The organism is Streptomyces sp. NPDC001231 (assembly GCF_042896885.1).
Taxonomy (GTDB): Bacteria; Actinomycetota; Actinomycetes; order Streptomycetales; family Streptomycetaceae; genus Streptomyces.
In genome coordinates, this window is the sequence record NZ_JBIAXS010000007.1 from 237,976 (window position 1) to 251,493 (window position 13,518).

The 13,518-nt window shown below is 71.3% G+C and carries 9 protein-coding genes; 4 read left to right on the forward strand and 5 right to left on the reverse strand.

All coding sequences use genetic code 11. The features are described from left to right. Positions 1-119: 119 nt before the first annotated feature. Positions 120-2,096, reverse strand: coding sequence for a fibronectin type III domain-containing protein (locus tag ACFY3J_RS11540; protein WP_384177792.1), 1,977 nt, complete (start codon positions 2,094-2,096; stop codon positions 120-122). Between the two features lie 155 nt (positions 2,097-2,251). Beyond that, positions 2,252-3,463 carry a HupE/UreJ family protein gene (locus ACFY3J_RS11545; protein WP_390840783.1) on the reverse strand — a complete coding sequence of 404 codons (1,212 nt, stop codon included), beginning with the start codon at positions 3,461-3,463 and terminating at the stop codon, positions 2,252-2,254. 170 nt (positions 3,464-3,633) lie between these two features. Here ACFY3J_RS11545 and ACFY3J_RS11550 point away from each other — a divergent pair, with 170 nt between their 5' ends. After that, positions 3,634-4,305, forward strand: a complete 672-nt coding sequence (locus ACFY3J_RS11550; RefSeq protein WP_390840784.1) for a hypothetical protein — start codon at positions 3,634-3,636, stop codon at positions 4,303-4,305. A gap of 585 nt (positions 4,306-4,890) precedes the next feature. Here the strand turns inward: ACFY3J_RS11550 and ACFY3J_RS11555 are convergent. After that, the gene (locus tag ACFY3J_RS11555; RefSeq protein WP_361412714.1) at positions 4,891-5,523 is read right to left on the reverse strand and encodes a TetR family transcriptional regulator; all 633 of its coding nucleotides are present in this window, start codon (positions 5,521-5,523) and stop codon (positions 4,891-4,893) included. 134 nt (positions 5,524-5,657) lie between these two features. Between ACFY3J_RS11555 and ACFY3J_RS11560 the strand changes: the two genes are divergently transcribed. The 3 genes from ACFY3J_RS11560 to ACFY3J_RS11570 all read left to right on the forward strand — a co-directional run bounded on the left by ACFY3J_RS11560 (position 5,658) and on the right by ACFY3J_RS11570 (position 9,698). Then, on the forward strand, positions 5,658-6,383 hold the full coding sequence (locus ACFY3J_RS11560; protein WP_384177798.1) for a VOC family protein: 726 nt from the start codon (positions 5,658-5,660) through the stop codon (positions 6,381-6,383). Positions 6,384-6,572: 189 nt separating this feature from the next. After that, positions 6,573-8,918: a PQQ-binding-like beta-propeller repeat protein gene (locus tag ACFY3J_RS11565; RefSeq protein WP_384177800.1), complete on the forward strand. Its 2,346-nt coding sequence runs from the start codon at positions 6,573-6,575 to the stop codon at positions 8,916-8,918. Between the two features lie 183 nt (positions 8,919-9,101). Then, entirely contained in the window at positions 9,102-9,698 is a 597-nt protein-coding gene (locus ACFY3J_RS11570; RefSeq protein ID WP_384177801.1) for a hypothetical protein, read from the forward strand. A 327-nt stretch (positions 9,699-10,025) separates the two neighbouring features. On the opposite strand, the gene ACFY3J_RS11575 is transcribed toward ACFY3J_RS11570, so the two are convergent. Both ACFY3J_RS11575 and ACFY3J_RS11580 read right to left on the reverse strand, forming a co-directional pair. Beyond that, entirely contained in the window at positions 10,026-10,199 is a 174-nt protein-coding gene (locus ACFY3J_RS11575) for a hypothetical protein (protein ID WP_384177805.1), read from the reverse strand. Positions 10,200-10,382: 183 nt separating this feature from the next. Then, on the reverse strand, positions 10,383-13,337 hold the full coding sequence (locus ACFY3J_RS11580) for a BTAD domain-containing putative transcriptional regulator (protein ID WP_384177807.1): 2,955 nt from the start codon (positions 13,335-13,337) through the stop codon (positions 10,383-10,385). Positions 13,338-13,518 lie beyond the last annotated feature (181 nt).

Genomic DNA, 13,518 nt, shown 5'->3' on the forward strand with positions numbered 1-13,518 from the left:
TTGGGGGGGGGGGGGGGGGGGGGGTCTGGGGGGGGGGGGGGGGGGGTGGGGGGGGGGGGGGGGGGGGGGGGGGGGGGGCCCCCGGCGGGGCCCCCACCCCCCAGGTCAAGCGGTTACGGTCAGCTGCTCAGCGCAGTGATCGTGAGAGTGGCGCGGTAGGCGCCCTTGTCGACGCTGCCCGGGATCCTCAGATCCAGGTCCGCGCCCAGCTTGGCCTTGCCCTTGGGGTGGCCCTGGTCGGCCCAGCCGAGCCCGCGCGAGACGGACAGACCCGCGCCGCCGTCGTAGCCGGAGGCCACCTCCCCGCTGGCCTTGGCGCCGGCGCCGTCCTGGAGCACGTTCGGCGTCCAGCCGAGGTAGGCACCGGAGAACACCTTGTCGGCGTCCTTGAAGTCACCCACGCTGGCCGAGATCGACCACGGGGCGAGCGAGCGGCGGCTGTCCGACACGAGGATCGGGTTGATCTTGCCGCCGGCCTGGAAGTACTCGCCGTCGTGCTCCTTGGCGGTGCCGAGGTCCACCAGGCCGTTGTAGCCGTCGATCGTCCAGCCGAACTCGCCCGGGGCGGCGTTCGGGACGTTCACCTGGATGTCCTGGCCGTCGCCGTGGTACGGGTGCACGGTGACCTTGTCGACGATCGAGCCGACCGGCTGACCCGAGGGCGTGTTGGTGCAGGAGCTCTTGCCGAGCTCCACCGCCGCGTTCGGAGCCGCACAGGTGCCGCTGCGGACGTTCTCGACGACGAGCTTGTCGTTGCGCACCTTGACCTTGACGTAGGTGCGGACGTTCTCCTGGTTCTGGACCGAGTTGAACCAGTAGTTGTCCGGGTTCAGCGGGTCGGCACCGTTGCCGGCGCCGCTCGTTCCGCTGCTGTCCGGCTTGGTGATGCCGTAGTACTTCGAGCCCGAGGCCGAGTTGGCCGTCACGTACAGCACACCGCCGGGACCGGGGTACACGTCGGCGGCGCCGGGCTGCTCGTCCTTGTTCTGCTTCTCGCTGTTCTTCAGCAGGTAGCTGCGCGAGTACGCGTGGTCGTGACCGGCCAGCACCAGGTCGACACCGAGCTTGGAGAAGGCGGCCGGCAGGTCGTTGCGGCGGACCTTGGCGTCGGAGTCCTTGGCGTGGGAGGCCGGCGAGTACATCGCGTGGTGGAAGACGAGCACCTTCCACTTGGCCTCGGAGCCGTGCTTGTTGATGACGTCCGTGACGTAGTTGATGTGCGCCGCGTCGCCGCCGCCGCCCTGGCTGGTGGCGTAGCTGTTGCTGTTGATGTCGATGAACAGCACATCCTTGTAGATGTACCAGTAGTTCCCACCGGACGTGTTGGAAGCCGGGTTGCCGTTGGAGTACAGCGGCGCCGAGCGGTCGGTGTTCGGCGTGTAGAGGTGCTGCTCGTACGCCTTGCCGCCGACGTCGTGGTTGCCGATGGTGGCGGCCCACGGGTACTGGCGCAGCTGGTCGGGGGCGAGGAAGGCGTTCCACTGGGACTCGGTGTTGGCCGTCTCGACGTGGTCGCCGCCCGACACCAGCAGCTCGGAGTCCGGGTTGGCCCCGAGCGCGACGTCCAGGGTGTCCTGCCAGCCGGCCTGGTCCTTGGCGGTGTTGCCGGACGAGCCGATCTGCGGGTCGCCGAAGAACAGGAAGTCGTAGTCGCCCTTGAAGTCCTGCGTCTTGAAGGAGTACGCGGAGGACCAGTTGCCCTCGGAGCCGACCCGGTAGGAGTAGGCCGTGTGCTCCTGGAGGCCGGTGAGCGTGGCGTGGCGGTTGTAGCCGCCGCTGGTGGAGATGTTCTCCCCGCCGAGGGCGTCGAAGACGGTGGCGGAGGCCGGGAACTCTCCGTTGTCGAGCTGCGCCGTCGGGGCGAGCTGGACCTTCTGCGTGGTGTCGGCCGAGGAGTACCAGGTCACGGTGCGCTGGGACTCGTTGGCGCCGACGCCGAGGATGATGCCGGTGAACGTGCTGGTCTCGGCTGCCTGGACGGGGGAGGCCAGGCCGCTGCCGAGGGCCACGGTCAGGCCCAGGAATGCCGCGGCGGCACCTGTGGCCACGCGGCGCCGCGCCGACCCGGAAGCCGGCGAGGAGGGTCTCGAAATCATCAGATTCGTTCCTTTAGTGCACGGAGGTGCATGGAATGGAGACCATCAAGGTCTCCGGATTTGGTAAATCAATCGCAAATGTGATCTTGGGATCAGCTGAACTTCGCGGTAGACCTGGGCCGTTCTCGGCCACTCCCGGCCGTTCTCGGCCGTTCTCAGCCTTCGAGCACCCGCTGCACGAACCACACCAGGCCCATGCCGGCCACGCCCGCGCACAGTGCGCCGGTCGCCCAGAGGCCCGCCCTCGGCGCACGGCGGTACAGCAGCGCCAGCAGCGGGAAGACGATCGCGATGATCCCCAACTGCACTGCTTCGATGCCGACGTTGAACACCAGCAGGGACCACAGCAGGGTCCACGACCACGGCTCGTCGATCCCCAGCGCTCCCGCGAAACCCAGGCCGTGCACGAGACCGAAGCAGAACACGACCCCGAGGCGCAGCCATCCGGCCCGGTCCAGGCCCAACGGGCCCTCAACCACCGGGCCGGAAAGGGCGGCGGCCCGGTCGCCGCGCCGCGGCAGCCGCCACAGGTGCCAGCCGGCGACGACGGCGATCGACAGCGCGATGACGGGCTCCACGATCCGCTCCGGCACGTGCACCAGGCCGAGGGCGGCGAGCAGGAACGTCACCGAGTGAGCCAGGGTGAAACTCGTGGCCGCGAGCACGATCTCGCGCAGGCGGCGGGATCCGGCGATGAGCGCCAGCAGGAACAGGACGTGGTCGACACCGGTCAGCAGGTGCTCGGCGCCCAGGCGGAAGAACTCCCAGAACCGCTCGTACCACGACTGTCCGATCGAGAAGGACGGATGGTCGGCGTCGAGCGCGGCGCTGCCGGAGAGGCCGGCGAGGTCGTAGGTGGCGATCGTCCGGGTGCCGCGGACATAGCCCTCGGAGTCGGGGAAGAGCGTGCTGCGCACCTCGGGGTCGCCGCCCTGTCCGGGGCAGGACCACTCGAGGGGCAGGGCGGCGTACGGCACGCCTTCCCGCCGGCCGATCGTGAAGTCGCCGGCCCGGGACGGTGTGCAGGCCTTGCCGCCGGTACCGACCGAGAAGCGTTCGGTGACGTACCTGACGGCCGACTCCGCATGGGAGTCGAGCGCCGCGGCCTGTCCTTCGGTGTCCCCGGCCTCGAACGCGGCGGTGCCCGCCCGGAAGAGGGGATCGTCGTGCTCGGCGTCGGCGGCGGACACGACGTAGAGGTCGTACTCCAGCTCCAGCACCGTGCGTATGCGGCCGCTGTCGCCGTTCGTGACGTGGACGTACACGACCGACGAGAAGCCGTGGGCGGAGGCCGGTTGCCCGAGGCCCAGAAAAGCGATCACCGCCGCGGTGATCCCGAAAAGGGCGCGGCGGATCCGTGATGACATGGTGGCTCCTTGAGGTTTCCCGTGCACGGTGCATGGCACCGGTGAACAAACTCCGGCCCGTCGGCGAACCGTTGAGAAACAAGCCCCGCAACGGCGCTCGCGGAGGCGACCCGTGGCGATCGGGATAGCAGGATGGCGGCGCACCCCTCATCACTCGGAGGACGATCGCCTTGCGCTCCCCGCTTCGGGCCGTTGCCACGCTGGCCGCGGCCGCCGCGCTGGTCGCCGGATGCGGCTCCGGCGACGACTGGTCACGGCCGCACGCGAAGCCCACCGCCGTCGGCATGCTCGGCGCGGGGTTCACCGACCCCTCCGCCCCGCCCACCCCGGAGGCCACGGTCACGCCGCGGCCCGGCTCCTGGAAGGGGGTGCACCCGCCGAAGGGCTACCGCGTGGTGCTGCTCACCGCGGGCGACGACCGTCCGACCAGGGCCCTGGTGTCAGCGGTCGAGGACTGGGCCGCGAGCGAGCACGTCGATCTCAGGACGGTGACCGCGGACGGCCCTCACGACCTAGTTCCCGGCATCGGCAGGGCCGTCGACATGGGCCCGGACCTCGTCATCAGCGCGGGCAACGATCTCGTCGACCCCCTCGCCGTGGTCACCGCGAGCCATCTGTCGCAGCAGTTCCTCGTCGTCGGCGCGGAGCTGGCCGAACCCACCCACAACGTGACGGCGGTCGACTGGTCGGGTGCGTCGTTCCGGGGCGAGGGGCTCGGCATGTCCTCGACGTACGACCCGGAGTCGTTCACCGCCGGGCGCTGCGCGGCCGCCGTCCGCGCGGGCGTCGCGGCCGTGCTCCACAACCTGACGGGCATCGTGATCTGGCTCGACCACGTCTAGTGCTGTGACCGGATAGGTTCACGGGCTCGCGACGCCCGGCACGGCTCCCCCAAGCTCTTCGAGCAGGGGGGACCCCCAGCCGCGTTGTCGCATCACCCGAGTACGTCCAGTACGCGGGTCATGCTCCGCCTTGCGATGCTCCCCCACTGCCTGAACGGCGTGGGAGGTGCCCCCAGCACCGGACGCCGCGAGCTTCCCGGCAAACCTTTCCGGTCACAGCACTGGACCCGACGGCTTCTGGACCCGACGGCTTCTGGACCCCGCCGTCGCTGGGCCCGGTCGTCTTCGGGTCTGGTCGTCCTCGGGTCTGGTCGTCTTCCGGTCTGGTCGTCTTCGGGCCCGGCGGTCTCTGGGTCGGGCTGTCTTCGGGCCCGGCGGTCACTGGCCTCGACCGTCTCCAGACCCGGCCGTCCCTGGACCCGGCCGCCTCCGGGCTCCAGGCCCGAGCGTCTCCAGACCCGAGCGCTCCGGACCCGGCCCGCGTGGTTCTCCCCCCCAACGCAGCAGGCGGCGGTCCACTTGGGTGGACCGCCGCCTGCCTGACAGGACTTGGGGCCTGGAGGGAGTCCGAGGCCGGGGCGCGGGCTATCGTGTCGGCTTCTTGCCGGTGATGCCCAGGTGGACCAGGAGCGCCAGGTTCGGCTTCAGGTCGGCCTGTTTCACCCCCGAGACGAAACCTTTCTGGTGCGAGGCGACCGCCGCGAGCATCGCGACCAGCGAACCGGCGATCGCGGCCGGATTCACGTCCTTGTCGACCCGGCCCTTGGACTGGAGTTCGGTGACCGAGTCCGTCAGGGAGTTGTTCACGGAGTTCAGGATCTTCATACGGATCTTGTAAAAGCGCTTGTCGCCCTCGGCGGCGCCGAGATCGATCACGCGCAGAATGGCGTCGTTGCGATGCCAGAACTCGAGAAAACCGTCCACGAGTTCCTGCGCCGTCTGCCAGCCGGACTTGCCGGTCCACGACCGGCCTTCCAGCAGCTCGGCCAATCCGGCGCCCTCGGCGGCCATTTGATCGGCGATCTCCAGAACGGCGCCCTCGACGTCGGGGAAGTATTGATAGAAGGTCGCGGGCGAAGTGCCCGCCTTCCTGGCGACATCGATGACCTTGACGTCCCGGTAGGGGGAGGAGCTGAGCATCTCGCTGAGGCAGTCGAGCAGCTTCTGCCGGGTCGCCTGCCCACGTCGACCGGCCACGCGGCCGTCGACGGTACGCACTTGTCCTGTCATGTCGTCAGCTTACCGAGCAGTGATCGGAGCGCGATTCGGCCGAGTGCAAATGGGGTGCGTGGGCTCAGAGAGGCTGGTGTGCCTGGTCTGCGGGTCGCACGGGTCCCGGCTAGTTTGGCGACATGGCCGAAAACAGGGCATTCGCGAGCACAGAGGGCATCCCCTGCTGGGTGGACGCGCAGCTTCCCGACGTCGAGGCGGGAAAGCGGTTCTACGGTGAGCTCTTCGGGTGGAGCTTCGCGGAGGAGACGTACGGCGGATCCGTACCGGCCCGGCTGGAGGGGGAGCCCGTCGCCGCGCTCTCGCCGAAGACGGACGGCCGTATGCCCACCGTCTGGACCGTGTACTTCGCCACCCCGGACGTCCGGACGCTGGCCGAGCGGATCCGGGCCGCCGGCGGGCAGGTCGTGACACCGCCCGCCCGGGTCGACGGCCTGGGCACGGCCGCCCTCGCCGCCGATCCCGAGGGCGCCGTCTTCGGGCTGTGGCAGCCGGACAGCCACCAGGGCTTCGGCAGACGCCACGAGCCGGGCACCTTCGCCTGGGCCCAGCTGTACGCCCGCGACACCGAGGCCGCCAACGTCTTCTACGGCGGACTGTTCCACGACGCCCTGTTCGGGCCGGGTGCCGAACCCGACTTCGGCCGGTCCGCCGTCTCCGACGTCTTCCCGCCCGAGATGCCGCCGCACTTCCTCGTCCACTTCCGGGTCGCCGGGACGGAGGCCGCCCTCGGCGCGGTGGTCCGGCTCGGCGGGCGGGTGCAGGTGCCGCCCTTCAGGACGTCGTACGGAAACGTCGCCGTCGTCGCCGACAATCAGGGGGCGTCCTTCGCCCTGCTGGAGAGGTGAATTCCGCCCCCCGGCCGGGAAGAGGGGGTTTTGCGGGGTGACATCCCGATGTGTCGCCGGGTTCGCAACCTGTGCGCCGGACAGGAAGAATCAGGGTCCGTGCCGCCCCGGCGGTGCGGTGGTGAGACGCTGCACTTCGGTCGCGTACATATGTGGGTGGCGCGGCTCGTACGGGGAGGTGGCAGGCAAGTGGTGGATCAGCTGACGCAGCACGACCCGCGGCGGATCGGGCCGTTCGAAGTGCTGGGACGGCTGGGTGCCGGCGGCATGGGGCTGGTCTATCTCGCGCGCTCGGCGTCCGGCCGGCGCGTGGCGATCAAGACGGTCCGGACCGAGCTGGCCGAGGATCAGCTGTTCCGGGTCCGCTTCACACGTGAGGTGGAGGCCGCGCGGGCGGTCTCCGGCTTCTACACGGCCGCGGTCGTCGACGCCGACCCGCGCGCCGCCGTGCCGTGGCTGGCCACCGCCTACGTCCCGGCACCCTCCCTCGAGGAGATAGTGACCGAGTGCGGTCCGCTCCCGGCCCAGGCGGTGCGCTGGCTGGCGGCGGGCGTCGCGGAGGCGCTTCAGTCCATCCACGGCGCCGGGCTCGTCCACCGCGACCTGAAGCCGTCCAACGTCCTCGTCGTCGAGGACGGGCCGCGGGTGATCGACTTCGGGATCGCCTCCGGGGTCTCGAACACCCGGCTGACCATGACGAACGTCGCCGTCGGCACCCCCGCGTACATGTCTCCCGAGCAGGCCAAGGACTCGCGCAGCGTCACCGGCGCCAGCGATGTCTTCTCGCTCGGCTCGATGCTGGTCTTCGCCGCCACCGGGCATCCGCCCTTCCACGGCGCCAACCCCGTCGAGACCGTCTTCATGCTGCTGCGCGAGGGCCCCGACCTGGAAGGACTCCCGGACGAGCTGCGTCCGCTGATCGACTCCTGTATGCAGATGGAGGCGACCGCCCGGCCCAAGCCGGCCGACCTCCAGGCCCAGCTCGCCCCCCATCTGTTCGGCTCCGGCTCCGACGACAGCGGTACGGCCTCCGCCTGGCTGCCCGAGCCGGCCGTCGGCCTCATCGAGTCCCGCCGCGGCGGCCGCCTGGCCGTGCAGCCCGCCGCGCCCGGTCCCCGCGGCGGCGGCCGGGTCCCCGTGCCGCCCCCGCCCTCGCACAGCCCGGCCGTACCGGCGCCGCCCGGCCCCGCACCGGTGGGCGTCCCCGACTCCGGTCCCGTGCGGCTGGCCGGCGCCCAGGTGCCGATCGGTCCCGGGCCGCGCGTCGCCGACGCCCGTGCCGCGGCCGTCAAGGCGCCCCCGCCCGAGGCGGGCCTGGCCGCCACCTGGTCCAGACCTCACCCCGGTGTCAACGGCGCCGACCCCGCCGTACCGGCCGTGCCGCCGATGCCGCCGGAGACCCCGGCCGGCTGGCGGCCGTGGCGCTTCCGCATGTCCAACGACGTCTGGGGCACCCCGTCCGTCGCCGACGACCTCGTGTACGTCACCTCCTTCGAGGTGCACGCCCTGGACGTGGCCACCGGCCGCCGCCGCTTCAAGACCCGCGACGTGGCCTGGTCCATGGCGGTCGCCGACGGCCGGGTGCACGCCTCCGACGGGCCCACCCTGTTCGCCCTGGACGCCCGTGAGGGCGCCGACCTGTGGCGCTTGCAGACGGACTCCTGGGTGTACTCCCTCGCGGCCGACCGCGGCACCGTCGTCACCGGCACCCGTGGCGGAGGCGTCCAGGCCTGGGAGGCCGCCGGCGGCCAGAAGCTGTGGGAGATCGCCGGCTGCCAGACCGACTTCGAGTCCCCCGAGGCCGGTCCCGTCGTCCACGACGGCACGGTGTACGTCTGGCAGGAGGCCCGCCTGCGTGCCCTGGAGGCCCGCACGGGCGAGGAGCGCTGGTCCTACCCGATCGGCGACGCGGCCTCCTGCGGCGGTGTACCGGTGCGCGTCACCCCGGCCCCCGACGGCTACGTCTACATCTGCGCCGGCACCCGCGTGCTCGCCGTCGACGTGGCGAGCGGCCACGTGCGCTGGCACTTCGAGGCCCCCGCGGTCTTCCTGTGCCCGCCGGCCTTCGCGCCGGGCCCGGCGGTGAGCGGCGGCGGCATCTACCTCGCCGACTACCTCGGCACCGTCTACGCCCTCGACGCCACCGACGGCCGCGACCGCTGGCGCATCGCCACCGAGTCCCGCGCCTCCATCACCCCGGTCCTGGTCGCCGCCGGGCACGTGCACGTCGGCAGCGGCAGGGGCCTGTACACCCTGGACGCGGTCACCGGCACACCCAAGTGGCGCTTCCAGGCGGGCGGCGAGATCGTCGGCTCACCGGCGGTCGCCGAGGGCCGTATCCACTTCGGCTCCACCGACCACCTGCTGTACACGCTCAAGGCCGACGACGGCCGGCTGCGCTGGAAGCTCGCCACCGGCGGCGAGATCACCGGCTCCCCGGTGGTCAGGGACGGGGTCGTGTACGCGTGCAGCAAGGACCGCTGTGTGTACGCCCTGGACGCGGAGAAGGGCACGGGCACCGCCCGCACCACCTGATCCGCGCCAGGGCGGTGTGGTGACGGCCGTCGTACGGGATGCACGGAAAGGGCCTCGGACGACGGCCGTCGGTCCTGGTCAGCGATGCTTTCGTCACCGCTCACGCAGATGACGCTACTCCGCGTGCGGGTCCGTTGCCACGCGAGTCCCGGCGGGCCGCCGCTACGCCGATAGGGTGATCGGATGCAGACGCGGGGGCGCAGGATCAGGTTCACGGTGGTGTCGGCGGTGGTGGTGCTCGCACTGACGGGCTTCTCCCAGGGCCACGGGCACGGGCGCAGCCGGCACAGCGGCGGTGGTGGTGGCGGGTGCAGCAACTCGCACCAGGACCATGACAGTTCGACGTCCAGCGGCTCGTACGGCGGCTCGTCCAGCGGCTCTTACGGCGGCTCTTACGGCGACTCGGACGACGACGGCGGGACCAGTGGCACCGGCGGCACCTACAACCGCCGTCCCGGCTACCGCTCCACGCCCACGTCCCCCAGCGGGACCGGCAGGAGCCGTGGCCTGCGGGACGCCACGGTGAGGCTGATCAGCTGTGCGACGCGGAAGAAGCCGTACGCGACCGTCGAGGTCACCAACCCCAACGACAGCAGGGCCGACTTCCAGGCCTGGGTCACCTTCTACAACACCGGGGGAACCCAGCTCCTGAAGAACTCGTCCCCGGTGGTCCCGGTACCCGCGAAGGGCAAGGCCACCACCGAAGTACCCCTCGGCGAACCCTTCCTGTCCTCGGCCGACCACTGCGAAGCGGACCCCACGGCCTCGCCCCGGAGTTGAGCGGCCGCCGCCGGCCAAGTGTGCGGCAGTGGGGCCAAGCTTGAGCTCGGCCCCACCGGGTAATGCGCTCTGCTGGATCAGGTGGCGTGGTTGTTCCTGAGGAGGGGCCACCGTGGCGTGGTTGTCCTGGGGGGTGACCACCGTGGCGTGCATGTCGGCCATTGCCGGGCCCGTGGCAGCGACGGTCGCTCCCATGACCAGGGCAGCGACGGCCACGAGCTTCTTGAAAGGTTCGCGTCAGGGATTGGCAGGAACCTGCCGACAGACTTCGGCCGCGGCGGCACCCCCTCGGTGCCACCGCGGCCGATCCCCCGTTTGTTAGGGCCGTCAGGCCTTTTCGTCGGTGATGTGGGTGTCGAGCGGCTTGACGGTGTCGCCCTTCAGCGGGGCGTCGGTGATGTGGGTGTCGAGCGGCTTGACGGTGCCGTCCTTCAGCGGGGCGTCGGTGATGTGGGTGTCGAGCGGCTTGACGGTGCCGTCGGACTTCTTCGCTTCCGCCATCGTTGTTCAACTCCTGTGGCTCTGTGGTCGTGAGGCCCGTCCGGCGACTCCCCCGAGGGCCGCCGGACGGACTGGTAGGGACCGCTCACCCTAGTGGCGGGCCCGATTCGAGCCGTCTGCCCCCCGACGCGACGGCTTGATAGGACGAGAGTGCCGTAAGGGCATAAACAAACGATGAACGCCTCAACGGACGCTTTGGGCAGCACGCGTGGGAAGAAGCAGTTCCTGGACGTCGGCCGCCTCGGCAGCCCCCAGTGCCTCGTAGAGCGACAGCGCGTCGTGCCAGCAGGCTTTGGCACGGTCGACCTGGTCGACCTGGTGAAGCGCCTTTCCCAGCAGGGTCAGCACGTTGCCGCGGCGCCAGTCGCCACCGATTCCCCGCAGCATGGCAAGGGACTGCTCTGCGAGGGCCGCGGCCTGCGCCGGCCTGTTCTTGGCGAGACCCACCTCGGCGAGGCGGAAGATCGTCATGCCCTCCCAGAGCCGCTGCCGGCTTTCACGGAATCCGCCGAGCGCTTGGGTGAACTGCTCTGCCGCCTCGTCGAGTTCCTCGGCCTGCGCCAGAGCGAGCCCGAGAGCGTAGCGTCCGTTCGCACCGCGCAGCGTGTGGCCCAGACGGTCGTAGATGTCGACGCCCTGCTGTGCGAGGTCGATGGCGATCGCGGTGTCTCCCATGGCGAGGTGTGACCGGGAGAGGTTGCACAGCGCGCTCGCCTCGCCCGCCAGGTTCCCGTCCACGCGGAAGTTGGTGATGGCCTGCCGCAAGAAGGCGGCGCCTTCGTCGTGGCGGTTCCGATAGACCGCGATCACGCCGCAGTGATTCGGCACCCAGCAGTTCAGGGCCGCGTCGTCGAAGTCGGCGATCAACGATGCCGCATGCCTGGCCTCTTCGTCGGCTTGCGCGAAGCGACCGGCCACCAGATGTGCCTCGGTCAGCGTGATGCGCGCCCTGGCCTCGGCACGGCCGTCATCACGGGCCTGCGCGGCTTCGCGGGCCGCTGTCGCGGCTGCTCCGTAGCCGAGGCCGTTCGCACCGGACTCCGCCAGGTCCTTCGCGGCCCAGAGCAGGTCGACGGCTCGGCGCAGTCCACTGTTGCCGACCGACTGACTCACACAGGCCAACAGACAGTTGGCCTCCGCGTACAACCAGTCTCGTGCCGCATGGCGATCGCTGAACCGCAGGCCTGGAAACGCCGTTTGTTCCAGGTGATCCACCAGCCGGTCCCCCGGCCGTTCGATCGCGTAGACGCCGGCCGCCGTGGCCAGGTAGAAGTCCAGCAGGCGCGACATCGCCGCCTCGCGTTCGCCCGGCGGGTGTTCGTCGCGTTCCGCGCAGGCGCGGGCGTAGAGGCGGACCAGGTCGTGGAAGCGGTAGCGCCCGGGGGCCGCCGACTCCAGGAGCGACGTGTCGACCAGGGACTCCAGCACGTCCTCGGTGTCGTCCACCGACAGGTCCAGTACGGCCGCCGCCGCCTCCAGGGACATGTCCGGGCCGTCGGCCAGGCCCAGCAGGCGGAAGGCGCGGGCCTGGGCCGGCTCCAACTGGCCGTAGCCCAGCTCGAACGTCGCCTTCACCGCCAGGTCGCCCGCCTGGAGCTCGTCCAACCGCCGCCGCTCGTCCGCGAGTTTCGCCGCCAGGACCGAGACCGTCCAGGTCCTCCTCGCCGCCAGCCGGGACGCCGCGATACGGATGGCCAGGGGCAGGAATCCGCACGCGGCGACCACGTCCAGGGCCGCCTCGCGCTCACCCGCCACCCGGTCCTCGCCCACGATCTTCGTGAACAGGGACAGCGCCTCGTCGGGGCTCATCACGTCCAGGTCCACCAGGTGCGCGCCCGCCAGGTCCACCATCCGCACCCGGGACGTCACCAGGGCCGCGCAGCCCTCCGTCCCCGGCAGCAGCGGCCTCACCTGGGCCGCGTCCCGCGCGTTGTCCAGCAGGACCAGGACCCGGCGGCCGTCCAGCATCGACCGGTACAGGGCCGCCCGTTCCTCCAGGGAGTCCGGGATCGCCGAGTCCGCCGTGCCGAGGGCGCGCAGGAAGGAGCCGAGAACCGTCTCCGGTTCCGCCGCTCTCGCGCCGGCGCCCTGGAGGTCCACGTACAACTGGCCGTCCGGGAAGGCGGCCCGCGCCTGGTGGGCCACGTGGACGGCCAGCGTCGTCTTGCCCACGCCGCCGATCCCGGCCAGCGCCGACACGGCCATCACGCGTCCCTCGGCCGACGCCAGCACCTCGCTCAGCTCGGCCACGAAGGAACTGCGTCCCGTGAAGTCCGGTACGGTCGCCGGGAGTTGCGCGGGACGCACCGCGACCACCGGCGGTTCGGCCACCGGGGAGGACGGCTCGGCGAGGGCCGGGTCGGCCTGGAGGATGCGCTGTTGCAGTTCGCGCAGTCCGGGGCGGGGGTCCACGCCCAGCTCGTCCGCCAGCAGGCGCCTGGTGTCGGCGTACACCGCCAGCGCCTCCGCCTGCCGGCCGCTGCGGTACAGCGCCAGCATCAGCAGCTCGCGCAGGCGCTCCCGCAGCGGGTGCGCCGCCGTCAGCGCGGTCAGCTCCGAGACGGCCTCCGCGTGGCAGCCCTGTTCGAGGTCCATGTCCAGGCAGCACTCGAGGAGTTGCAGGCGCCATTCCTCCAGGCGCACCCGCTGCGCCTCCGCGTACGGACCGGGCACGCCGGCCAGCGGTTCCCCGTCCCACAGGGCGAGCGCCCGCCGCAGCGACTCGCGCGCCCGGCACAGGTCCCCGGCCGACCGGGCCTTGTCGGCACGGGCCGCGTGCTCCTGCGCGTCGGCCAGGTCCAGCGCGCCCTCGCCCGCCCCGCGCACCGCGTATCCGCCGGACTCGCTGACCAGCACCCCGGGGTCCAGCGCCTTGCGCAACCGGGAAGCGTACGTCCGCACCGCCGCCAGCGCCTGCGACGGCGGCTCCTCGCCCCACAGCGCGTCGATCAGCTCGGCCGCGGTCGCGGTGCGGCCCTCGCGCAGCAGCAGCGCGGCCAGCAGGGCGCGTTGCTGCGGGGATCCGGTGGGGAGGGGCTGCTCACCGCGCCAGGCGCGCACCGGACCGAGCACGCTGAAGCGCAGTGTCCCCGATCGCGCGGGACCCCGCTGCTCAGGCACCCGCGGTACACCTTCCATTGCTGCCCCCTGGCCCCCTGCCGAACCGTCAACAATCAGAGCCAGTTTGCCTTGTTCACGGCAGATGCGTCAGCTCCCGAGACCGCGATCACAGCCCCGCACTTCCCGCGACACAAGGCCCACACAACCTCTCCGCACGTTCTCTGCGCGCGCCGAAGGGTGCTCGCCGCACCGGCCCGAC

Bases quoted from the DNA above. Each gene is read 5' to 3' on its own strand.
- ACFY3J_RS11540 (WP_384177792.1), bottom strand. From the start codon at position 2,096: ATGATTTCGAGACCCTCCTCGCCGGCTTCCGGGTCGGCGCGGCGCCGC.
- ACFY3J_RS11545 (WP_390840783.1), bottom strand. From the start codon at position 3,463: ATGTCATCACGGATCCGCCGCGCCCTTTTCGGGATCACCGCGGCGGTG.
- ACFY3J_RS11560 (WP_384177798.1), top strand. From the start codon at position 5,658: ATGGCCGAAAACAGGGCATTCGCGAGCACAGAGGGCATCCCCTGCTGG.
- ACFY3J_RS11570 (WP_384177801.1), top strand. From the start codon at position 9,102: ATGCAGACGCGGGGGCGCAGGATCAGGTTCACGGTGGTGTCGGCGGTG.
- ACFY3J_RS11575 (WP_384177805.1), bottom strand. From the start codon at position 10,199: ATGGCGGAAGCGAAGAAGTCCGACGGCACCGTCAAGCCGCTCGACACC.
- ACFY3J_RS11580 (WP_384177807.1), bottom strand. From the start codon at position 13,337: ATGGAAGGTGTACCGCGGGTGCCTGAGCAGCGGGGTCCCGCGCGATCG.